Source organism: Alistipes sp. An31A, from assembly GCF_002159425.1.
GTDB classification, from domain to species: Bacteria; Bacteroidota; Bacteroidia; order Bacteroidales; family Rikenellaceae; genus Alistipes; species Alistipes excrementigallinarum.
Genome location: NZ_NFIO01000016.1, coordinates 12,109 through 34,292, shown reverse-complemented (window position 1 = coordinate 34,292; position 22,184 = coordinate 12,109). Strand labels below are relative to the sequence as shown.

The following is a 22,184-nucleotide window of genomic DNA, read 5'->3' as shown; positions in this document are numbered from 1 at the left end:
TCGCCGTTGCCGTTCCACGGGATGTAGAACATGTCGTCGCCCGCCACGAAGCGGAAGGTATACTCGGCCGGGGCAGGGTCGGAGGGGTTGTCTGCCGTCTGGCCGAAGGTTGGGCCCGCGAGGAGGCCCAACGCAAACAATAGGGTCAGCAATCTATTCATGGTATTGGAAATTTTGTTCGGATGGAAGCCGGGAAGCCTGGTTTCGGGGCATGGTTCGAGAACAAAATTAACAGAAAAACCGGAACTGGAAAGTCCCGGTTGTCAATTTTGTCGTTTAGGCAAGAAAAATTGTTGTTTAGGCAAGAATTCGGGGCCGTCAGAGGCCGGCCGGAGCTACAAAACGCGACCGTCCGAGGCCGGTTGGCGCTACAAAACGGGGCCGTCTTCGCCCTGCAGTTTGCGCCAGTTGGAGGGGGAGACCCCCTCGCGGGTCTTGAACATGCGGGTGAAATGGCTCGGCGAGACGAAGCCCGCAGCCTCGGCGATTTCGGTGATGTTCAACTCGGGGTGCCGGAGCATGTGTCGTTTGGCGTACTCCATCCTCAGGTCGGTAATCCAGTCGCGGAACGAGCCGTTGCCGGTCGCCTTGATGTACTCCGAGAGGTAGGTGCGGTTGGTGTGCAGCGCATCGGCCAGCTCGCGGATGGTCAGCCCCGGCCGGAGGTAGCCGTCGGCGGCAATCCACCCGGAGAGCCGCGCCGCAAGGTCGGTGTGGAGGGGCCGGGCTTCGCGGTCCGGCGTGTCGTCCGGGCTCTCCGGGTCGTCCGAAGCTGCGGCGGGCTCCTCCTCCGCGGGGAGCTCCTCCTCGAGCGCCTGCTCGACCCGCTCGTAGAGGAGCAGGTAGTTCATGTAGGAGCAGTAGAGGTAGATGTAGAAGGGCACCGACGAGAGAATCCACAGGAAGATGTAGCGGTCGGGCAGGAAGGTGAGCAGTCCGCAGCCGACGCCGAAGATGACGGCCCACCACGTGAAGACGGACATCCAGCGGATGTAGGCGCCGATGTTGTCGGAGTGGGTGTCGTCGAAGAGGCGCACGGCGCGGCGGTAGGCGAGGATAAGCCGTCGGGCCAGCCACAGCCCGTAGCCCACGAGCCAGGCGGCCATCACCGTCAGCCCTGCCCGCTGGGCCGCGCCCTCGGGCAGCCCCAGCAGGATGACGCCCGAGAGGAGCGTGAAGAGCACCCATGCCGAGAGGTGGAAACGCAGCCGGCGGCGCGTGATGTAGAAGCGGTCGAGCAGCGTGGTGAGTGCCGAGCTGAAGAGCCAGTAGCAGAGGAAGTAGGTTGAGAGGTTCATCAGGATGGCGGCATTGACGTTGCGCAGCCGCACCTCGAAGAAGAAGTGGACCGCGTAGTTGGCCGCCAGAAGCAGCAGTGCACAGCCCATGATGCGCCGCGAGCGGAGGTAGTTCGAGAAAATCGCCTTGTCGGGGGTCGGAGCCAGCAGGAAGTAGGCGCCGAAGAAGAGCATCAGCGGCAGGGCGATGCAGAGCGAATATTCGTAGAGCGGAAGATTCATGCGCGTATCGGGCTTGAAAGCATTTGCAACAAAGGTACGCAATAATTCGATTGGGTGTCTCCGCACGGGGTGAAACTCTTTTGCCCGGATGAAAATATCGCCGCCGGTCTTTGACCCTCGGGCGCCGCCGGCTGTTGAACGGGGCCAGCGGGGCCGCTGGGCCGGCCCGGTTCCCCGTAACCCGGGGCCGGAAGAGGCGGTTCGTGCATCTCGATGGGCGCTTTGCCCCTCGGGGAGATTCCGGCCGTCTAATCAGAAGGCGGATAAAAATGAAAAAGCCTTACATATCATCGATACATAAGGCTTTTTGCTTGTTTCGGCGTCTTTTCGCAGCGCCCTTCAGAGCTGTTGACGAGGCTTGAACTCGTGACCTCTTCCTTACCAAGGAAGTGCTCTACCACTGAGCTACAACAGCATTCCTCTTTAAGAGTGGTGCAAAAGTATATAAGAATTTTGAAACGGCCAAATAAAAACGCCTTTTTTCGCGATAAATTTTTAGAGCGGGCCGCCCGGCAGGCCTTCCCGGATGGCGCGGAGTGGCTGGAGGACGGCCTCGGCGCAGCCTCCGGCCGGCACCGGGCGTTCGGGGCGGCGGACGGTGCTCAGGCCGTCCTCGGCCGTGCCGGAGCGCTCCCTTGCGAGGCGGGGCGCACTCGTCGTGCGGGAATTTTTTCGGTTTGCGTGAAAAAGTTGCGAAAAAAGTGTCGATTTTCATATTCTTTCGCTAACTTTACTTCCAAACCATAATCTCAAACAGATGAAACGAATCCTGATAGTAGGCGCCGGCGGCCAGATTGGTTCCGAACTGACGGTCTACCTGCGTAACATTTACGGCGGCTCCAACGTGGTCGCAACCGACATGCGCGAGTGCAAGACTCTGGGTGAAACTGGCCCCTTCGAAGTGCTCAACGCCCTCGACGCTACGGCCATGGCCTCCGTGGTGGCCCGTTATCACGTCGATACGATTTTCAACCTCGTGGCGCTGCTCTCGGCCGTGGGCGAGCGGAATCCCCAGATGGCGTGGAGCGTCAACATGGGGGCGCTGAACAACTCGCTCGAGGTGGCGCGCCAGCACCACTGCGCCCTCTTTACTCCGAGCTCCATCGGCGCCTTCGGCCCCACCTCGCCCAAGGACAAGACGCCGCAGGATACCATCATGCAGCCGACGACCATCTACGGCGTCTGCAAGGTGACCGGCGAGCTGCTGAGCAACTACTACCACCACAAGTTCGGGGTCGACACCCGTTCGGTGCGCTTCCCGGGCATCATCTCCAACGTGACGCTGCCGGGCGGCGGCACGACCGACTACGCCGTGGAGATTTACTACGAGGCCATCAAGTCGGGTCACTTCACCTGCCCCGTTCCGGGCGACGTCTATATGGACATGATTTACATGCCCGATGCGTTGCGCGCCTGCGTCGAGCTGATGGAGGCCGACCCCTCGAAGCTCGTCCACCGCAACAGCTTCAATCTCGCCTCGATGAGCTTCACGCCCGAAATCATCTATGCCGAAATCCGCAAGCGTCTGCCCGACTTCCGCATGGATTACGACATCGACCCTGTGAAGAAGGAGATTGCCGAGAGCTGGCCCAATTCGCTCGACGACACCTGCGCCCGCGAAGAGTGGGGTTGGAAGCCCGAGTGGGACCTCTCGCGCATGACCGACGACATGCTGGAACACATCCGGCGCAAGATGGGCAAGTGATGGAGCGGCCGAAGGAGGGGGTCCGGGCCACGTGTGTGGCCGACTCCTCCGTCAGTTGGGACGGGGCGCCGCTGCCCGACTATCCGACGGGGCGGCCCCGCGTGACGGTGGTCCACTACGAGGTGGCGCCGCACGCCCGTCTGGCGCTGCACCGCCATCCGGTCATCAATGCCGGCATGGTGCTGCGCGGCGAGCTGACGGTGGTGGCCGACGACGGCCGCGAGCGGAGCTTCCGCGCCGGCGAAGGGGTCATCGAGATGGTGGGGCGGCTCCACTACGGCGAAAACCGCGGTGAGGAGCCCGTCGAGCTGGTGATGGTCTACGCCGGGAGCGACGGTCTGCCGCTCTCGGAGCCGGCCGAATGATTCATACGCATGTGCGGAGGGCTCTCCTCGGCCGCAGGCCGAAGAGGGCCCTCCCTGCTCCGTGGCCGTCGGGGCCCGCATCCCGGAGCGCCCCTTCGGAGCCGTTCCGGCGCGGATTTTGAGCCGGACAGAACGGCTACCCATGCCCCGTTCGGAGGGGACGGCCCTGAGCAAACCCAATAGGGACAATACGCAACGATGAAACGATTCTGGAAATACCTTGCAGCCATTCTGCTGCTGCTTGTCGCCGCCTCGGTGGGCGGAGGCCTCTACCTGCTCTCCTATGCCCTGAAGCCCGACGCGGTGATGGCCGCCAAGAACGCCTCGGCCCGCGAGTACATCCGCACGGAATATCCTGCCGTCGTTCCCTGGCTCGACAGCCTCGAGCGGACTGGAGCGCTGCGCGACACGACCATCCGCGGCCGGGAGGGGGAACGCCTCCATGCGCTCTACGCCGCCGCACCCCGGCCGACCGACCGCACGGCCGTGATTGTCCACGGATATACCGACTGCGCCGAGCGGATGCTCATGGTCGGCTACCTCTATAACCACGACCTGGGCTTCAACATCCTGCTGCCCGACCTCTACTACCACGGCCGCAGCGAGGGACGGGCCATCCGCATGGGGTGGCTCGACCGGCTGGACGTGCTGCGTTGGATGGAGGTGGCCGATTCGCTCTTCGGCGGTCATACGCAGATGGTCGTCCACGGCATCTCGATGGGGGCCGCCACGACGATGATGCTCTCGGGTGAGGAGCAGCGCCCCTACGTCAAGTGCTTTGTCGAGGATTGCGGCTATACGAGCGTCTGGGAGCAGTTTGCCAAGGAGCTTGGCGAGCGCTTCTCGCTGCCGACCTTCCCGCTGCTCAACGTGGCCGATGCGCTCTGCCGGGTGAAGTACGGCTGGAGCTTCCGCGAGGCCTCGGCGCTCGAGCAGGTGAAGCGCTGCCGGCTGCCGATGCTCTTCATCCACGGCGATGCCGACGACTTCGTCCCCACCGGTATGGTCTACCCGCTCTTCGAGGCCAAGCCGGGTGAGAAGAAGTTGTGGGTGGTCCCCGGCGCCGCCCATGCCATGTCTTACCACGACAACCCCGACGAGTATACGCGCCGCGTGGCCGCCTTCGTCGGCCGCTACATCGACGGGGTGCCCCGTTTTGAGGCTCCGACCGCGGCGGACGACCTGGCAGCCGGGCATGAAGCAACTGCTGCCGAGGACACCCCGGCCGCCCCGGCATCTGGACAAGCGCCCGCTGCAGCCGCCTCCGGCCGTTGATTCCCGGCCGGCTTGCTCTCTCCGCGCTCGGCTCTGCAGCTATCCCGGCCGTTTTTCCTCTCCGCAGCCGTCTTTGCAGCCGTCCCGCAGACCGAGACCTCCTTTTCACCTCCGATGACGCACCGTGTGCCCCGCAGTCTGATTCGTATGGCTGCGGGGCGCTTTTTATAGGTCGCACGGCGCCTTGCGCCCCGCTGTGCCGGAACTTTGTCGGTCGTGCTTCGGGGGTTGAGGTGTTCCGTTCGGACGCCCGGCGGAGCGGAGCCGGTCCCGCCGCCGGGCGGCGTGCATCTTTGGGACGGTTGTTGGAGCTGGGGCCTGGGAAGACGCCCCGGCCGAACGAACGTCGTGCCGCCGGGGGCCGTTCCGACGTTTTTCTTGCCCTTCGGCATAATAAGCGGCCGACGGGTTGCGTTTGTCCAGCAAAAACAAGGATGTGCCTATGATGCAAAAAGACTTCGAATAGAATGAAACCAAAGTTTTTGCATGTTATGAAAAAGGTATTTTTTTATCTGGGAATCATTGCCGTGGCCGCCGCTGCCGGCGGAACCACGGCCTGGGTGCTCGGCCGCAACATGGAGCCGGGCGTGACCTATATCAACCATGAGGTGGAGCGCACGCCGGCGCTCGGCACCCACTTCACGTCGTACGAATCGGACCGCTATCCCGACCTGACCTATGCGGCGGAGAATGCCGTCAAGGCAGTGGTCAACATCGAGGCGGTACAGGAGGTCGAGGTGCGCGGCGGCAGCTTCGGCTATGACCCCTTCCTCGAATTCTTCGGCATCCCGCAGCGGGGCTTCAACCGCGGCGGCGAACCGCAGAAGCAGGAGCGCCGTGCTGGCGGCTCGGGCGTGATTATCTCGCCCGACGGTTACATCGTGACCAACAACCACGTCATCGAGGATGCCACCAAGCTGCGCGTGAAGCTCAACGACGGCCGTGTCTTCGATGCTAAAATCATCGGCTCGGACCCGACGACCGACGTGGCGCTCATCAAGGTTGAGGGCAAGGACCTTCCGACGCTCCCCTTCGGCAGCTCCGACGCGCTGCGTCTGGGCGAATGGGTGCTGGCCATCGGCTCGCCCTACAACCTGCAGTCGACCATCACGGCCGGCATCGTGAGTGCCAAGGCGCGTCAGCTGGGCGTCATCCCGAGCGAGTTCAGCATCGAATCCTTCATCCAGACCGATGCGGCGGTCAACCCCGGCAACTCGGGCGGTGCGCTGGTCAACACGCACGGTGAGCTGGTGGGCATCAATACGCTCATCCAGTCGCAGACGGGCAGCTACGTGGGCTATTCGTTCGCCGTGCCCGAATCGATTGTCCGCAAGGTGGTCATGGACCTCAAGGAGTACGGCGTCGTGCAGCGCGCCATGCTGGGTATCACGTTCCGTCCGGTCGACCAGGCCTTCCTCGACAGTGAGGGCAAGGAGCTGGGCATCGACGAGCTGGGCGGCGTCTACGTGGCGAGCGTGCTCGACGGCGGTGCCGCCTCCGAAGCGGGCATCCGCAAGGGCGACATCATCCTCGACATCGACGGTGTGAAGCTCGAGCAGGCCTCGACGCTCCAGGAGCAGGTTGCCAAGCATCGTCCCAACGATAAGGTCAAATTATCGGTAAAAAGAGACGGAAAGGTGAAACAAATGGAGGTCACTCTGCGTAATAAGGCTGGTAAAACGGAATTATTGACCCGGGAAGATGTCGATGTGGTCGAGATTCTGGGTGGCAAGTTCGCCGATGCAGGCTCGAAGCTGTGCCGTGAGTTGGATATCCGCGGCGGCGTTCAGGTGGTGAGCATCAAGGCGGACGGAATTCTGGCCCGTGCCCGTGTACGCGAAGGATTCGTCATCACCCACATCAACGACCATCAGGTTCTGTCGCTTGCCGACCTGCAGCGCATGACCGAGAAGGTTCGTTCCATCGACGGCATCTACCCCAACGGCCGCGCAGCCAGCTACGTCCTGGTGGAGTAGCTCCCTGATGCGGGCGGGATATGGAAACTTAATTGAGAGGAGAAATAGAGAAACATGCGTCAGTTAAAAATCACGAAATCCATCACCAACCGTGAGAGTGCCTCACTGGACAAGTATCTTCAGGAGATTGGCAAGGAGGAGCTCATCACGGTGGAGGAAGAGGTGGAACTCGCCCAGCGAATCAAGAAGGGAGACCAGGAGGCGCTCGAGAAGTTGACGAAGGCCAATCTGCGCTTCGTCGTGTCGGTCGCCAAACAATACCAGAATCAGGGCCTCAGCCTGCCGGACCTGATTAACGAGGGCAACCTCGGACTTATCAAGGCGGCCGAGAAGTTCGATGAAACGCGCGGCTTCAAGTTCATCTCGTATGCCGTGTGGTGGATTCGCCAGTCGATTCTCCAGGCTCTGGCCGAGCAGTCGCGCATCGTGCGTCTGCCGCTCAACCAGGTGGGGTCGCTCAACAAAATCAACAAGGCCTTCGCCCGTTTCGAGCAGGAGCACGAACGTACGCCGTCGCCCGAAGAGCTGGCCTCGGAGCTGGAGCTCCCGAAGGAGAAGGTGACCGACACGCTGCGTGTGGCGGGCCGCCACGTCTCGGTCGACGCCCCGTTTGCCGACGGTGAGGACAACTCGCTGCTCGACGTGCTGGTGAACCCCGATTCGCCCAACGCCGACCGCGGGCTCATCAACGAGTCGCTTGCAACGGAGGTGGACCGTGCGCTGGAGACGCTTACCGAGCGCGAGCGCGACATCATCAAGTACTTCTTCGGCATCGGCTGCTCGGAGATGACGCTCGAGGAGATTGGCGAGAAGTTCGACCTCACGCGCGAGCGTGTGCGCCAAATCAAGGAGAAGGCGATTCGCCGCCTGCGCCACTCGTCGCGCTCGAAGCTGCTGAAGTCCTATCTGGGATAACGTTTGAGAGGCAGGGCCTGCCTGCCGCCACATAAGAGAAGGGCCGCTCCCCGTCGGGGAAGCGGCCTTTTTTTATGCCCGGTCGGAAGCGGGCCTGTTTTTCGTAGGAGCCGGCGATTTTTGCATTCGGTCGGGAGCGGCCGCGCGTCGGGGAGGCGACTACCAGACAATCGGCTCCTTGCCCTGGCTGACGAAGTATTCGTTGGCGCGCGAGAAGTGGTGGCAGCCGAAGAAACCGCGGTAGACCGAAAGCGGCGAGGGGTGTACGGCCTTCAGAATGCAGTTGCGCGTGGGGTCGGCAATGGCCCCCTTGCGCTGCGCGTAGCTGCCCCAGAGCATGTAGACGATGCCCTGCCGGCGCTCGTTGATGGCCTTCACGACGGCGTCGGTGAAGGTCTCCCAGCCGTGGCCCGCATGCGAGGCGGCCTCGTGCTCGCGTACGGTGAGCACCGAGTTGAGCAGCAGCACCCCCTGCTCGGCCCAGCGGTCAAGGTTGCCGCTCGAGGGGTAGGGCGCCCCCGTGTCGTCGCTCACCTCCTTGAAGATGTTCTGCAGCGAAGGGGGGAAGGGGACGCCGTCGCCCACCGAGAAGCAGAGCCCGTTGGCCTGCCCCGGACCGTGGTAGGGGTCCTGCCCGATGATGACCACCTTGAGCCGCTCGAAGGGGCACTTGTCGAAGGCGCGGAAGATGTTGCTGCCGCGCGGATAGATGCGTCGCGAGGCGTACTCCTCGCGCACGAAGCGGGTCAGCTCGGCGAAATAGGGCTTCTCGAACTCGGGTTCGAGGATGGCTTTCCAATCGGGGGCGATTCTTACATCCATGATGTCTCTCCTGTTTTTGCGGAGTAAAAGTAGTAAAAAAGCGCCACTTTTCCGCCTTCCGCGTCGGCAATCGCCCCGGCGGTTGTCCGTTTGGGCGCCGAAAGTGGGCCGAATGGCCGGCTGCGCTTGCATACGCCGGCGCTTTGTCTATCTTTGTCCCCGCACGTCGGTTTCCCGGCCCCGTTGCGGCGGCCGGGAATGAAAAGGGAATACCGTGCGAATCGGTAACAATTCCCGTTGCTGTGTGCTCCGGCCCTGCTGCTTCGAAGCTGCGGGGCATCGGCCGACCTCTTTGTGCCACTGGCTCCGCGGAGTCGGGAAGGCGTCGGTCGTGGAGCGAGTCAGAAGACCTGCCGCCGTGCCTGTGCGAATTGTGCTTCTACGGTGAATGGAAGGATTCTGCGGCTGCCGACTTACCCCCCCCTTCAGTCTCGATGGTCAGCCCGTTTGCAGGTTCGTCCCTGCGGTGCTCCGCCTGGTCGGAGTGCCGGGAGGTGTTGTTCCATGCCCGTGCGGAGCGTGATGACGGACCATTTCGTTCAACCTAAAATTGATATGTATGAAGAAAACGGGTTTCATGGTGTCGTGTCTGCTGCTTCTGTGCGGCTGCCACGACCGAAAGGAGGGAGGCGTCGAACCTCCCGTACGTCAGCTGGAGGTGGCCTTTGCCGACGCCTCCGAGGTCGAATTTGCGCCGGGTGAGCAGCGCAGCATCCCCTTCACGGTCCGCAGCACGGAGTTCGCGGGGCTGGAGTTCGCGGCGGCGGCCGCGGGCGAGGATGCCTCCCAGTGGAAGCTCTCCGTCGAGCAGGGGAAGGTCGAGGCCGCATCCATGCCGTGCGTGCTGAAGGCGCAGGCCCCCGAGAAGGAGGTGAAGACGCGCCTTACGGTGACGGTGACCGCTCCGGAGGGGCTGCGCCGCGAGGCCTCGATTGCGGTGCGCGTGGTCGAACCGGCCGTGCCCGACCCGGAACCGGAGCCCGACCCGGGTCCCGCGGCCGAGGAGCTCAGTGCTGCGGGGCGCGCCAACTGCTACATCATTTCGGCGGCGGGCCGCTACATGTTCGACGCCACGGTGTGCGGCAACGGCTCGGGCGACGGGGCCTCCATCGCGCTCACCGACGACATGCGTGCCGACTGGCTCTGGGCCACGACGGGCGTCGAGGCGACGCTCGGCGAGGTGCGGCTCGATGCGGCTCGCGGGAGAATCTACCTCACGGCCGAGCCTTTCGTGGCGGGCAATGCGCTGGTGGTGCTGACCGACGCGCAGGGGGCCATCCTCTGGAGCTGGCACCTCTGGTTCACCGAACAGCCCGCGACGGTCACCTACGCCAACGGCCGCGTGATGCAGGACCGCAACTTGGGGGCCACCTCCGCCACGCCCGGCGAGACGACCGCCTACGGCCTCTACTACCAGTGGGGGCGCAAGGAGCCCTTCTGCGGGGGCGTGACGACCGAGAGTTCGGCCGAGAGCATGGCGCAGGCCCGGGCGGGTACCACGGTCAACCCCGCCTTTGCCGAGGCGCACGCCTGGCAGCAGGCCTCCGGTGCCGAGTTCTCGACACTCGAGTATGCCGCGGCGCACCCCATGACCTTCCTCTCGAACAAGGGGACGACGGGCACCTACGACTGGCTGGCCTCGCCGCGTGACGACCTGTGGGGCACGCAGAAGAGCATCTACGACCCCTGTCCTCCGGGCTACCGCGTTCCCGACCGCGATACGTGGGACGACTTTGCCGACGAGGCGGACCGCTACATCGAGGGGGTGAGCACGTGGGACGGCACGCTCTACGGCATGACCTATACGCACGAGGGGACGAAGGACTGGTACCCCGCGCAGGGCTACCGCAACCGCGACCGGGGCAATCTCGTGGGGCTCGCCACGACGCGCACGGGTCACTACTGGTCGAACTACCGCTCGGGACGGACCATCTCGCACTTCTACATCTCCAAGCGGCTCAGTACGGGCAAGCTGCTCCAGCCCCAGTCGACCGACAAGTCCGACGCCGCCTACGGCTACAACGTCCGCTGCCAGCGCGAGTAGGCGCCGGCGGCCGGACCGATGGGCGGGGCAAATCTGGCTGTGACGGAGCCGGTCGGGAGCGGCTGCGGTGTTACGATGCGATGACGTTGCGGTGAAACCTGCCTTCGGGCGGTGTATTTTCGCGGAAAAAGGGCTATCTTTGTACCTGTTATGAAGAAGACTGCGACAATCCTGCTTGTCTGGACGCTGAGCCTCCTTGCGTGGGGCGGTGTCCGGGCCGCGAACCCCGAGGGCGAGGTCCGCAACCTGATTTTCATGGTGGGCGACGGCATGGGTCTGGCCCATGTCTCGATGCTGATGGTCGAGAACGGCTACGCGCCGACCTCGTTCGACCGCGCACAAAGCGTGGGGCTGGTCTGCACGCGCTCGGCCAACAACCGCGTGACCGACTCGGCCGCCGCGGCGACGGCGCTTGCAACGGGTCACAAGACCGGCAACGGAACCATCGGCCAGTCGCTCGATGGCGAGCGCTACGAGTCGCTCATGATGCGCGCCGAAAAGGCCGGTCTGCGGAGCGGCATCGTGGTGAGCTGCTACCTGCAGCACGCCACGCCGGCGGCCTTCTACGCCCATGTGGCCCGGCGGGGTGATGTCGATACGATTACCCGCGATTTGTTGGCGAGCGGCGTCGACGTGCTCTTCGGGGGCGGCCGCAAGTGGCTTGCGGAGGAGTGCTCCGACGGAGGCACCTATTTCGACGCCTTCCGCCGACGCGGGTATACGGTGGTCGACCGGTTTGAGCAGACCGACACGCTCCACAGCGGACGTGTCCTGGGGGCCTTTGCCGAGAAGCACCTCGAGGCGGCGCCCCGGCGCGGCGACTACCTTCCGCGGGCGACGCGCAAGGCGCTCGAGTTGCTCACGGCCGACGATTCATTGCACCGCGGCTGGATGCTGCTTGTCGAGGGGTCGCTCATCGACATGGCGGCCCACGACAACGATGCCGAACGCCTTCTGGCCGAGATGCGCGACTTCAACGCCGCCGTTGGTGAGGCGATGGACTATGCCGATGCACACCCCGGAACGCTCGTGGTGGTCGTAGCCGACCACGAGACGGGCGGGCTGTCGATTCCGGCTAACGACGAGGACTTCACGCAGGCCGAAAACGGTCTGCAGTACAACTTCGGCTCGAAAAGCCATACCGGAACGCTCGTGCCGGTATACTTCTACGGCACGGGGGCCGGGCGCCTGGGCGGTGTGATGGACAACACGCAGCTCTCGCAGCGTCTGGCTCGGCTGCTCGGCCTGCCGCAGAACTGATGCTGCGCTCCGGAGCGGTCGGCGCCTCTGCCGCACCTCTTCCCGGCCGCATATTGACCCCTTCCCGCCCCGGATGGAGCGGAACGACAAAAAAGAGGGTGCCCGCTGAACCAGGTCGGGCGCCCTCTTCCGCTTGATGGTCGGATATGTTCTCTCTGTCCGCTTCTTCCCGGGTCCCTTCAGACTCGGGCTATTCGGTCGGTAAAACGGTGATGTTTCCTTGGACTGTTGCGGTGGAGTTATCGGTCTTTTTCTCTTCGATGGAAAAATCGACCACCAGTACCTTCTTTACGAGGACGATTTTGCCTTTGTGGCGGCCGGGCGTCCAGCGGGGCGAGTTCTTGAGCGCACGTTTCACCTCTTCATACAGCGATATGTCGGCAATCTTGAGGGGCCGGACGTTTGAGACCGAACCGTCGCGCTCGATTACGCACGTGCAGATGATGCGCCCTTCGATTCGCTTCCTGAGCGCTTCAGCCGGGTAGCGTATCTGTGTCTGGAGCCACTGGGAAAAGGCATATGGGTTTCCATCCCGGAAGAGGGGCATCGTATCGACTTTCAGATATGGGATGTCTTCGATTGGTGGTATCACGTCATCTTCTCCATCGAGGACAATGGGAGTCACAATTGAGATTGGGGGAAGCTTGAAATACACCGGGACGACCAGCTTCACGCGGACCGTTTTGCCCTTCTGCATGCCGGGGGTCCAGCGGGGTGAGGTTGCGAGCACGCGCCGCACCTCGTCGGTGAGCAGCCGGTCGGGTGACTGCAGTGCCGTGATGTTGGAGACCGAGCCGTCGCGCTCGACGACGAACGAGCAGACGACGCGTCCCTCGATTTGCTGTTCGATGGCCTTGGCCGGGTAGCGCACCTGAGTCTGGAGCCATTGGCGGAACTTTCCGAGGTCACCGCCCTCGAACGAAGGCATCGTTTCACCCCCGGGGAAGGGGAAGCCCTCTGTCTCCCGGGCCATCTCCCGAATGTTTTGGGTCCTTATATCCACTACGCCGAAGCGTCCCCGTTCCTCGCCGTAATTATCCACGGCTATCTCGGCCGGAATGATGGTCAAATTATAGATGTTTGTCGGAATGTCGTTGGGGTCGGTTTCGATGCCGTCGACCAGGTAGAGCGGTGTTCCCGCCACGCCATTCTTGTCACAAAAGTCGGTGGACCGAATACCTTTGGCCTGTTTGGGCTGTCGGGCCTCGTTGTCCGTATCGCCGGCGCTTTTGTCGAGTATGACAGACTGCGAGAAGCGCTCCTCGCGGGGAACTTTGACCAGTCGGGTCTCATAGCCCGTGCGGGAGACCTCGAGCAGGTGCCCCTGCGGTACGGTCAGTTCGACCACCCCCTTTTTGTCGGTGACCGCACTCAGCGTGGAGCCCTTGACGCGAACAATCACCCCCGAGGCGTCCCGTTTCGTCGTGGCGTGTTTCCCGTTCCGGGTAAAGTCCCTCAAGGCGACTACAAGGTGTACGCGGCAGCCCTTGTCCGAGGGCCAGACCTCCGGCGTGGCAGCTGCGGGCTGCTGCAGGTTCATTTCGGTGGTGACGGCGGGAGTCTCGGCCGTGGCAGCAGGTGTTGCAGCCGGTGTAGTTGCGGCGAGTGCGGCCGGTTCGGCGGTCTCGGCCGGCAGAATGACTGCGGCTCGTGAGGTGAAGGCAAAGGCGCAGAGCAGTCCGATGATGAAGGACAGTGTGGCCGCAAGTCGGAGCCGTGCATGACGGCTTGGGGTCTTCGAAGTCATCATTTTGAGTCGTTTTTTGGTTAATGAACTGCGCAGCCCGTTGGCTATTTCCGGACTATAACCGAAAAGCTGCATGAAGAGGGTATCTATGTAGCTGTTGAGTGCATATCCCGATGCGAGCACGTCGCTGTCGGCCTCGTACTCCTCGACCTCGACCAGCCGCCGTGCGGCGAGCCAGACGAAGGGGTTCCACCACAGCGCCGCCTTGAGGAGCTCCATGGCGAGCCGCTCCAGCGAGTGTCGGCGGCGGATGTGGCTCGCCTCGTGCAGCAGCACCGCCTCCAGCTCGCGGGGCGGGAGCTGCTCCCAGACGTAGACCCTGCCGAAGAGGGAGAACGCGGCGCACTGCTGCCGCGTGCGGACGAGTGTCATGCGGCCCGTGCGGGTGACTGCGGCGCCGTGGCCGAGCTGCCGGATGCGCCACAGCTGGGCGGCGGCGGCTCCGAGCACCGCGGCCGCACCTGCGGCGTAGAGCCATGCGAGGAGCTCCCTGGCCGTGATGTGTCCCGCTTCGGCCACCGCGGCAGGCATCGCCTCGGCAGGGATGGGGAGCCCGCTCTGCGGAGCGGGCGCTGCCGTGAGGTAAATCACCTCGCCCGGATAGAGGGGAATCCGCAGCAGCGGGATGACGGCGGCGAGCAGCGGCAGGGCGAGCAGCCAGCCGCGGCACCAGCCGAAGGCGACGCGGCGGTCGAGCAGCAGGCGGTAGCAGGCGTAGAGTACGCCGCCGCAGGCGAGCGATTCGAGGAGGTAGGTCGTCAGCTCCTTCATGGTTTGTCCGTTTTTGAGGTTGGTTGACTGAGTGCGGGGAGTCGGCGGCTCCGGGCGCTATTTGCGGATGGAGTGCATGATTTCGAGAATCTCCTCCATCTCCTTGATTGAAATCTGTTCGTGCTGCGAGAAGAAGGAGACCATCTGAGCCAGCGAGCCGTTGAAGTAGGAGCCCAGCATCGACTGCATGACGTTTCGGGCGTAGGACTCCTTGGCCACGAGCGGGTGGTAGCGGTGGCTCTTGCTCTCGGCCGTGTGGCCGACAAAGCCCTTGTTCTCCAGAATCTTGAGGAACGTGGCCACGGTCGTGTACTTGGGGTGCGGCTCCCGGGTGCAGGCAATCACCTCGTTGACCGTCGCCTCGCCCAGCTGCCAGAGTATCTGCATGATTTCCTCCTCGCCGCGCGTGAGCGACTGGGCGGGGGTGCTGTTGTTCGTCTTTGTATCCATGGTTTTTCTACGTTTTTTATGGTTTGTGAGCTCTCGGACGGAGCTGCTGTTCGTCGGGTTCAGGCTCCTTCCTGCCCGCTTTTCGGGGTGGGGCGGTTGCGTTGAGGCCTTCCGTTTGCCGGGGTGGTGCTGGTTGCCATCCGTCCTTTCTGCTTCTGACGTCGGTACGGGTTGTTTTTCCCGCCCCTCTGTCCGATGCGCCACCGTGTCGCGCTTTCTGCACTTTCTGACGCTGCGACGGGTTACTTCTTACGCCCCTTCGTTCGGTGCGCTGGGGGCTTATCTTTCTCTGCTGTGCTCTCCCCATGCAAATATTCTACTAATTTTTTAGAAATGCAAATATTTCTTCTAAAATTTTAGTAGACTGAGCGCTTTTATCCGTAGAGAGTGGGTGAAGGGGACGGGCATGGAGGCGGAGGGTTGTTAAGGAGGGAATGTCGAGGCTGTTGGGAGGCTGTTCGGAGGCAGTTCGGTCGCTTGAAGGGGCGCGGAGCGGTTCAAGTGGGGTGGTGTGTCGTCGGCCGGTGGATAAGGTGAGGTTGGCGCAGCTTCGAATGAAGGGGTGCAGCTCCGAAGACAGTGACGCGCGGTGGAAGGGCAGTTTGGATGCGGGGTTTGTCAGGCGCTCAGCCCGGGCAAAAAGAGCCCCGGCGGGCGGACTGCCCGTCGGGGTGTGGTATTACGGGATAATGGGGCGGTGCAACAGGCCCTCCGTATGAGAAAGGCGTCCTCCCGAACGGTCTTACCGGCGGCGCTCCTCCTCGTTGTCCTTTTCGAGCTTTTGGTCCTCCTCCCAGTCGAACCAGGGGAAGTCGCGGCGCCCGCCCAGCGAGAAGCGGGTGTAGGTGATGGGGAGCCCCTTCTCGAGAAAGAGCGTCTCGTAGGCCGTCTTGACCGAGAGCGTTTCGTCGGCAAAGCCCGAGCCGTAGATGTCGGGTTCGGAAACTTCGCACGGCAGCGCGAAGCGGCGGATAACCTCGTTCGTGTAGGCGTAGAGGTGTTTCGAGTCGGTCTTGAGGTTGAGCCACCCGTCGGGACGCAGCAGTTGGGCATAGCGCTCGAGGAAGAGCGGCGAGGTGAGGCGTTTCTTGGCCCGGCGTGTCTTGAGCTGCGGGTCGGGGAAGGTAATCCAGATTTCCGAGACCTCCCCCTCGCCGAAGAGGTGGTCGATGAACTCGATGCGCGTGCGCAGGAAGGCGGCATTGGTCATGCCCCGCTCGGTGACCGTCTTGGCGCCGCGCCACATGCGGGCCCCCTTGATGTCGATGCCGATGAAGTTGCGCCCGGGCTCGCGTTCGGCCAGCGCCACGGTGTATTCACCCTTGCCGCAGCCCAGTTCGAGGACGATGGGATGGTCGTTGTGGAAAAAATCGCGCTGCCAGTGCCCCTTGAGCGGATGGTCGCAACGGAATATGTCGTCGAATTCGGGCTGTACGAAGCACTTGAAGGTGAGGTTTTCGCTGAAACGGCGCAGTTTGTCTTTTCCCATGACGGATTGGTCGGTTTATTCTGTTTTTACGATGTTGATGCCCACCGCCTCGATGCCGCGCTGCGGCGTTGCGGGGGCGATGACGAGGCGGTAGCGGCCCGTGTCGGGCAGTACGACCCGGCTCCGGAAGGGAGCCTCGCAGACGCGGCTCCGTGCGGCGGGCAGCTCGCTGCGCTCGGTGCGGAGCACGAAGCGCTCTTCGAAGCGGAGCGAGTCGGGCGAGAGGAGCATCACGCGCAGCGGCAGCGAGTCGGCCTCGAAGCGCTCGTTGCAGCGGACGAAGAGGTGCAGGTCGCGCAGCGTGGTGGTGTCGCTGTTGGTAAACGACAGGAGCGCCGGCCGGCTCCAGTCACGGGTGTCGACATCGACTGCGACGCTCTGCGTGTGGGCCATGCAGCCGCCCGCGGCGGCGCAGACCGTCGTTGCGGCGAGCAGCATCCATCCCCGGCGTATCCCCGTGCGGAGGGCTTTGCCCGCGCATGAGGCGACGCTCCATATTCTCCCCGCAGCTCCCGCATGCTCCGCCGCGCGCATGTTGCTGCGCTGTGCGACGGTCTCAGCCGTGCTGTACGGTCGATTCTCTCTACGGCTCGATGCCTTCATGATTGTTCCTAGCGTTTGCCCGCTCCATGTCCGGTTTTCGTCTGGATGGCGTGCGGGTTATCAGGCTTCCTCCGCCTTGCGGCCCCCTTCGGGGCGGCTCTTCGTGCGGCGCTCGTCGCCTCCGGCGGCTCCGTTCGGACGCGGGCGGTTGTGTCGGCTGCGGTTGCGGTTCTGACGCGGACGGTTGCCCTGAGCCTCTCCCTCCGCACGCTGTTCGGCCGGGGCGGCGGTGCGCTCCTCGCGGTGCTCCTGACTGCCGTTGGCTCCGTTGCCATTGTTTCCATTGCCTCCGTTGTTGCGGCGTCGCGAACGGTCGTTGCGGCCGTGTCCCTTCTCGGCACCGCCGCGCTGCGGCGCTGCGCCGTTCTCAGCCGTCGGACGGGCCTCCTCGGCCGAGCCTTCGGCCTGTTGCGCGGCGGCTCCGTTGCCGTTCTCGCGGCGGCTGCCGTGCTGACCGTTGCGGCCGTTTTCACGGCCGTTTTCGCGGCGGTTGCGGTTGCGGCGGCTGCGGCGTTTGGTGTTGTCGAAGCGCGTGATGCTGTCCTCCTCCGAACGGAACGACGGTTCGTCGGTATCGGGTTCGAGGTCGCTGTCGTCCTGCAGCTGCTCGGCGCGCTTGCCGGCACGGTTGAGCGCCAGAATCTCCTTCACGCGCGAGACGGGCAGCGTGATGATGTTGGCCATCGAATCCTTGCTGCTGCTGAACGACATCGTTCCGGCCAGAATGTCGCTCTTCACCAGATGGAACTCCCCTTCGTCGGTCAGCAGCGGCTCGCGCAGCCGCGGGAACTCCTTGCGGGCATCGGCATAGGCGTCGTATTCGTACATCAGGCAGCACTTGAGCTTCGAGCACTGTCCGGCGAGCTTCTGGGGGTTGAGCGAGATGTCCTGCGTGCGGGCGGCTCCCGTGGTGACGCTCGAGAAGCTCGACATCCACGAGGCGCAGCACAGCTCGCGGCCGCAGGCGCCCAGACCGCCGATGCGGCCCGCCTCCTGGCGCGCTCCGATTTGCTTCATCTCGATGCGGATGTGGAACCGCTCGGCGAAGACCTTGATGAGCTCGCGGAAGTCGACGCGCTCGTCGGCTATGTAGTAGAAGATGGCCTTGATTTTGTCGCCCTGGTACTCCACGTCGCCGATTTTCATGTTCAGACCCATGTCGGCGGCGATTTGCCGCGAGGCAATCATCGTCTCGTGTTCGAGGGCGATGGCCTCCTGCCAGCGTTCGATGTCGTAGGGCTTAGCCTTGCGGTAGATTTTCTTGTACTCGCCGTTGTAGGGGGTGAATCCCGTGCGGCGCATCTGGCGGGCCACCAGGTCGCCCGTCAGCGAGACGATGCCGATGTCGTGGCCCGGCGAGGCCTCGACGGCGACGATGTCGCCCCGCTTGAGGTCGAGGTGGTTGACGTTCTGGTAGAACGAGCGGCGCGTATTCTTGAAGCGCACCTCCACGATGTCGCTCGGCAGGTTGACGGGATAATCCTCGAGCCACGAGGTTTCGTGGAGCTTGAAGCACCCCTCGCAGGGGAGCGCCTCGCACTCGGAGCCGCAGTCGCAGAAGCTGCAGCCGCGTCCCATTTCGGGTTTGCAGCAGTTTTTATGGTGGTTTACGGTTTGGTCCATGGTGTAAAATTTCCGTAAAGATACAAAAATTTTCCGATTCCTCACGCGGCCGTGCGCAGGCGGTGAACGCTGCGTCGGATGCGGAGTATCAGCATGAGGGCGGCGGCCGAGAGGCCGAACGAGAAGCCCACGAAGAGTCCCGAGGGCCCCATGCCGAGCGTGAAGCCCAGCAGATAGCCCACCGGCAGGTTGAGCACCCAGTAGGAGACCAGCGCGATGGGCATGATGATGTGCACGTCCTGGATGCCGCGCAGGATGCCCACCGAGACGTTCTGCACACCGTCGGCCAGCTGGTAGAGCGCCGCAAAGAGCATCAGCTCCGAGGCGATGGCGATGACCTCGCTGTTCGAGGTGAAGAGGGTGGGAATCCAGGCGTGGAGGGCGATGAAGCAGAGTGCGGCCAGCGTGTTCCACGCCAGCACGAGGTGGTACGAGGCACGTGCGGCCAGCGTCAGTTCGCCGATGTTGCCCCGCCCGTAGCAGTGCGAGACGCGGATGGTCGTCGCCGCGCCAATTGAGAGGACAATCATGAAGGCGCAGTTGCCCAGCGTCATGGCTATCTGGTTGGCGCTGAGCGCCTCCTTGCCGAACCAGCCCATCATGATGCCCGTGCCGACGAAGGCCGACGATTCGAGGAACATCTGTGAGGCAATGGGCAGTCCCATGCGCAGCAGCGAGCGGATGTCGCGGCGGTTGAGGCTGCGCAGCGAGAAGCCGCGCAGGTAGAGGCGGTAGCGCGGGCGCTTGAGGAAGTAGCCCACCATCAGCAGTGGGGCGATGGCGCGCGAGAGCAGCGTGCCCAGACCGGCGCCTTCGGCCCCCATCTCGGGAAATCCGAGGTTGCCGTAGATGAACAGGGCGTTGAAGCCGATGTTGCAGAGGTTGGTGAAAATCGTCACGGCCATCTCCACGCGCGTGTTGCCGACCCCTTCGAGGAACTGCTTGAAGGCGAAGAAGAGCATCAGGAAGGGCATGCTGTAGACCAGCATGTGGTAGTAGGGGATGGCCATGTCGACCACCTCGACGGGCTGCCCGAGGCGGTAGAGCAGCGGTGTGGCGGCATACTGCAGCGCCCCGACGGCGAAGCCCAGCGTCGTGTAGAAGAGGATGCCGTTGTGGAGCAGCCGGGCCGAACGCTCGCGCTCCCTGCGGGCGTAGAGCTCGCCGACGAGGGGCGTAAGTCCCAGCGCGACCCCCACGGCCGCGATGAAGAGGATGAAGAAGACCGAGCCGCCAAACGATACGGCGGCCAGCGGCGTGGAGTCCTCACCGCCGTAGCGGCCGACCATCAGGTTGTCGGCCACCTGGGTGAGAATCTGTCCCACCTGGGTCAGCACGACGGGGAAGGCCAGCCGCAGGTTAGCACGGTATTGCTCCTTGTATGTTGCGAATCGGTACATGCGTCGTATGGCAGTAGGGCTGCAAAGGTACGAATAATTCTCCCGAAAACCGACCATCCTTCAAGATTCGTTCCTGCCCGCATACGGCAAAGGCCGGACGGGAGCGACTCCCGTCCGGCCTTCGTCACCTCGCGTAGGCCGGTTTCCGCATGTCCGGCCTCTACGATTGTCGCCTCTCAGAGAACCCGGACGCAGCGTACGCTGCAGCCCGAAGCCCGCTTGTTCGAATTGAACATCACGTAGTTGGCGTTGAAGTCGACCATCTTCGAGCTTCCTTCGTCAACGGACGAGGTCCAGTAGTATCCTTCGCGTCCCTGGGGGCCGGGAATGAGGCGGAGGACACCCGAATTGTTGGCCATCTGTCCCGCGGCGGGGAAGAACGAGTGGGCGTTGGTGAAGGTCCAGCCGTTGTTGAACGAACCATCGGAGAGGATGGACGACGAGTCAAATGCTGCAGCGCCCGTTGCGGTGAAGCCCGTGAAGACCTTCAGTGGTGCCACCATGTATCCCTCGGGGCAGGGGTCGAAGATGGTCTTGACAGGGGCCGTCTCGTCGGGGTTGCCCCAGAGGTGGTCGTTGCGGTGGGTGAGCGTCTCGGCATCGTCCGAACCGCCCAGACCGTACCAGTCGAACATGTTGTTGTAGGTGCCCGTGAAGAACATCTCGGGGTACTGGATGGCCTCCAGCAGCGTGGCGGCATCCGACGTGGTCGAGGTGGCGTATCCCACCATGGGCTGGTAGTCCGTGTCGGTGTAGACGACCGAGCCATCCATGAGCGCGCCTCCGCTGTTGAAGCCTACGTAGGGGTCCTTTCTGCCCCACTGGTACTTGAGGCCGTCGTACGAGGAGAGGCTCCCTTCGGGCTGGGTCCATTCGCCCAGGTTGCGGTCCATGATGGTGAACTGCTCACCCTCGGCGTTGGTGCAGGCCACATCCTTCACCTCGCTGTTTGCCCAGATGTGCCAGCTCCAGAGGATGGTGCCCCGCTTGCGCGGATAGGGCTCCGTGACGGGCTCGCCGTCCGTTACGGCGATGACGGCGTTGCCGTTGATGGTTCCCGAGGTGGTGAAGAGCACCTTGCCCTCCTTCGTCAACTCGACGCTGGCGATGACACCGCCGGCCTCCGAGCCGGTCTCCCACAGCACCATCACATCCTTGGGTTCCAACTTGACGGGGGCATCAAGACCCGCAGTGGCGATGCCGGTGCCCATGACGGTGGCATCGAACTGATAGGTGGTGTTGGGCTGCGTGACGATGTAGCAGTTGGCATAGGCGCCGTTGGCGTTCAGGTCGACGGCATCCGCCACGGGAGCGGCAATCCGGACGCCGATTTCACCGTAGGCGCTCAGACCGGCGGCCGAGAGGGCGATGACCGAAACCTTGCCCTCCGTCTCGGCGAAGGTGTTCTCCTCGACCGGGGCCGTAATCTCGATTTTATCCTCCTTGAAGGCTACCTTCCAGCCGTCGGGCTTGCTGATTTGGGTATTCACGGCGCCCGTCATGGTGTAGTCGACGGCGACGGTCTCGCCGAAGGAGAACTCCAGCGGACCCTCCGTGTCGAATGAGAAGCTCAGCTGCTGGGTGACCGGAAGGTTGACAACGGTGCCGTCCATCAGCTCGATGACCAGCATGCCGTTCTCGAAGCGGACATCCTTGAAGAGGCTCTTCCCGTCTTCGCCCGAGGCTGCGACGCCGGTATCCTCCCACGTCACTCCGCCGTCGGCCGAGATTTCCCACGTTTCGGTCTCGGGGTTGATGCGTACGCGGGGCGCCACGGCAGCGGCCGGAATGCGGTTGCCCTCCTGGTCGGTCAGGAAGACAACGGTGCCTTCGGGGTTCTTGTAGGCCCACCAGTAGTCGCCCTCCTCCTCGACGACGATGATGGCCGGGGACCAGTCGCCCGAACCGCTCATGTCGATGGTGACGGTCGTGCCGTCGGAGAAGGTGATGGTCCATCCGTTTCCGGTCTGCACGGCCGAGTCTACGGTGACCTCCTTCTGGTTGAGTTTTTCGATGATGGTTTTCAATGCGTCAATCTCCTCCTGCATCGACTTTTCCAGCTGGTCGAGCCGCTCCGAAAGTCCGTTTACAGACTTCCAAAGGTCTGAGTCGTCGTAGGAGCAGAAGGTCAGTGAGAGCGTCAGCATTGCCGCCAGCAGGCAGCGCAGCAATTTCATTGGGGCAAGCTGTTTCATAGGTAATATATATTAAGATGAGTT

The 22,184-nt window shown here is 63.3% G+C and carries 16 protein-coding genes, 1 tRNA gene and 1 riboswitch; of the genes, 7 read left to right on the top strand and 10 right to left on the bottom strand.

Annotated features, from left to right (window positions below):
- Positions 1 to 368 precede the first annotated feature (368 nt).
- Positions 369 to 1,520 carry a helix-turn-helix transcriptional regulator gene (locus B5F90_RS10165; protein WP_087362692.1) on the bottom strand — a complete coding sequence of 384 codons (1,152 nt, stop codon included), beginning with the start codon at positions 1,518 to 1,520 and terminating at the stop codon, positions 369 to 371.
- A 343-nt stretch (positions 1,521 to 1,863) separates the two neighbouring features.
- A tRNA-Thr gene (locus B5F90_RS10160) sits at positions 1,864 to 1,935 on the bottom strand.
- Between the two features lie 342 nt (positions 1,936 to 2,277).
- Between B5F90_RS10160 and B5F90_RS10155 the strand changes: the two genes are divergently transcribed.
- The 5 genes from B5F90_RS10155 to B5F90_RS10135 all read left to right on the top strand — a co-directional run bounded on the left by B5F90_RS10155 (position 2,278) and on the right by B5F90_RS10135 (position 7,756).
- Positions 2,278 to 3,225, top strand: coding sequence for an NAD-dependent epimerase/dehydratase family protein (locus tag B5F90_RS10155; protein WP_087362691.1), 948 nt, complete (start codon positions 2,278 to 2,280; stop codon positions 3,223 to 3,225).
- Entirely contained in the window at positions 3,225 to 3,590 is a 366-nt protein-coding gene (locus tag B5F90_RS10150) for a cupin domain-containing protein (protein ID WP_087362690.1), read from the top strand. The genes B5F90_RS10155 and B5F90_RS10150 overlap by 1 nt, the downstream gene beginning before the upstream one ends.
- Positions 3,591 to 3,788: 198 nt before the next feature.
- On the top strand, positions 3,789 to 4,865 hold the full coding sequence (locus B5F90_RS10145; RefSeq protein ID WP_087362689.1) for an alpha/beta hydrolase: 1,077 nt from the start codon (positions 3,789 to 3,791) through the stop codon (positions 4,863 to 4,865).
- Positions 4,866 to 5,356: 491 nt separating this feature from the next.
- Positions 5,357 to 6,841: a Do family serine endopeptidase gene (locus B5F90_RS10140; RefSeq protein WP_087362688.1), complete on the top strand. Its 1,485-nt coding sequence runs from the start codon at positions 5,357 to 5,359 to the stop codon at positions 6,839 to 6,841.
- A 54-nt stretch (positions 6,842 to 6,895) separates the two neighbouring features.
- Positions 6,896 to 7,756, top strand: coding sequence for an RNA polymerase sigma factor RpoD/SigA (locus tag B5F90_RS10135; protein ID WP_022307628.1), 861 nt, complete (start codon positions 6,896 to 6,898; stop codon positions 7,754 to 7,756).
- 159 nt (positions 7,757 to 7,915) lie between these two features.
- Here the strand turns inward: B5F90_RS10135 and ung are convergent, their stop codons facing one another.
- On the bottom strand, positions 7,916 to 8,578 hold the full coding sequence (gene ung, locus B5F90_RS10130; RefSeq protein WP_087362687.1) for a uracil-DNA glycosylase: 663 nt from the start codon (positions 8,576 to 8,578) through the stop codon (positions 7,916 to 7,918).
- 150 nt (positions 8,579 to 8,728) lie between these two features.
- Positions 8,729 to 8,951, top strand: a riboswitch (cobalamin riboswitch).
- 186 nt (positions 8,952 to 9,137) lie between these two features.
- Here ung and B5F90_RS10125 point away from each other — a divergent pair.
- Together B5F90_RS10125 and B5F90_RS10120 are read left to right on the top strand one after the other, a co-directional pair.
- Positions 9,138 to 10,622 (top strand): hypothetical protein, encoded by a 1,485-nt coding sequence (locus B5F90_RS10125; RefSeq protein WP_087362686.1) that lies wholly within the window; start codon positions 9,138 to 9,140, stop codon positions 10,620 to 10,622.
- A 150-nt stretch (positions 10,623 to 10,772) separates the two neighbouring features.
- Positions 10,773 to 11,882, top strand: a complete 1,110-nt coding sequence (locus tag B5F90_RS10120) for an alkaline phosphatase (RefSeq protein WP_087362685.1) — start codon at positions 10,773 to 10,775, stop codon at positions 11,880 to 11,882.
- A gap of 190 nt (positions 11,883 to 12,072) precedes the next feature.
- Here B5F90_RS10120 and B5F90_RS10115 read toward each other — a convergent pair whose 3' ends face one another.
- From B5F90_RS10115 to B5F90_RS11245, 7 genes are all read right to left on the bottom strand, one after another.
- Positions 12,073 to 14,400, bottom strand: coding sequence for a M56 family metallopeptidase (locus tag B5F90_RS10115; RefSeq protein WP_087362684.1), 2,328 nt, complete (start codon positions 14,398 to 14,400; stop codon positions 12,073 to 12,075).
- Between the two features lie 57 nt (positions 14,401 to 14,457).
- Entirely contained in the window at positions 14,458 to 14,850 is a 393-nt protein-coding gene (locus B5F90_RS10110; RefSeq protein WP_087362683.1) for a BlaI/MecI/CopY family transcriptional regulator, read from the bottom strand.
- A gap of 742 nt (positions 14,851 to 15,592) precedes the next feature.
- The gene (trmB, locus tag B5F90_RS10105; RefSeq protein WP_087362682.1) at positions 15,593 to 16,339 is read right to left on the bottom strand and encodes a tRNA (guanosine(46)-N7)-methyltransferase TrmB; all 747 of its coding nucleotides are present in this window, start codon (positions 16,337 to 16,339) and stop codon (positions 15,593 to 15,595) included.
- A 15-nt stretch (positions 16,340 to 16,354) separates the two neighbouring features.
- A complete protein-coding gene (locus B5F90_RS10100; protein ID WP_087362681.1) occupies positions 16,355 to 16,777 on the bottom strand; it encodes a hypothetical protein in 423 nt (140 codons plus the stop codon).
- A gap of 225 nt (positions 16,778 to 17,002) precedes the next feature.
- Complete coding sequence (ricT, locus tag B5F90_RS10095; RefSeq protein WP_087362680.1) at positions 17,003 to 18,565, bottom strand: regulatory iron-sulfur-containing complex subunit RicT; 1,563 nt, start codon at positions 18,563 to 18,565, stop codon at positions 17,003 to 17,005.
- A gap of 41 nt (positions 18,566 to 18,606) precedes the next feature.
- Positions 18,607 to 19,965 (bottom strand): MATE family efflux transporter, encoded by a 1,359-nt coding sequence (locus B5F90_RS10090; RefSeq protein ID WP_087362679.1) that lies wholly within the window; start codon positions 19,963 to 19,965, stop codon positions 18,607 to 18,609.
- A gap of 176 nt (positions 19,966 to 20,141) precedes the next feature.
- Complete coding sequence (locus B5F90_RS11245) at positions 20,142 to 22,142, bottom strand: PL29 family lyase N-terminal domain-containing protein (RefSeq protein ID WP_162607784.1); 2,001 nt, start codon at positions 22,140 to 22,142, stop codon at positions 20,142 to 20,144.
- Positions 22,143 to 22,184 lie beyond the last annotated feature (42 nt).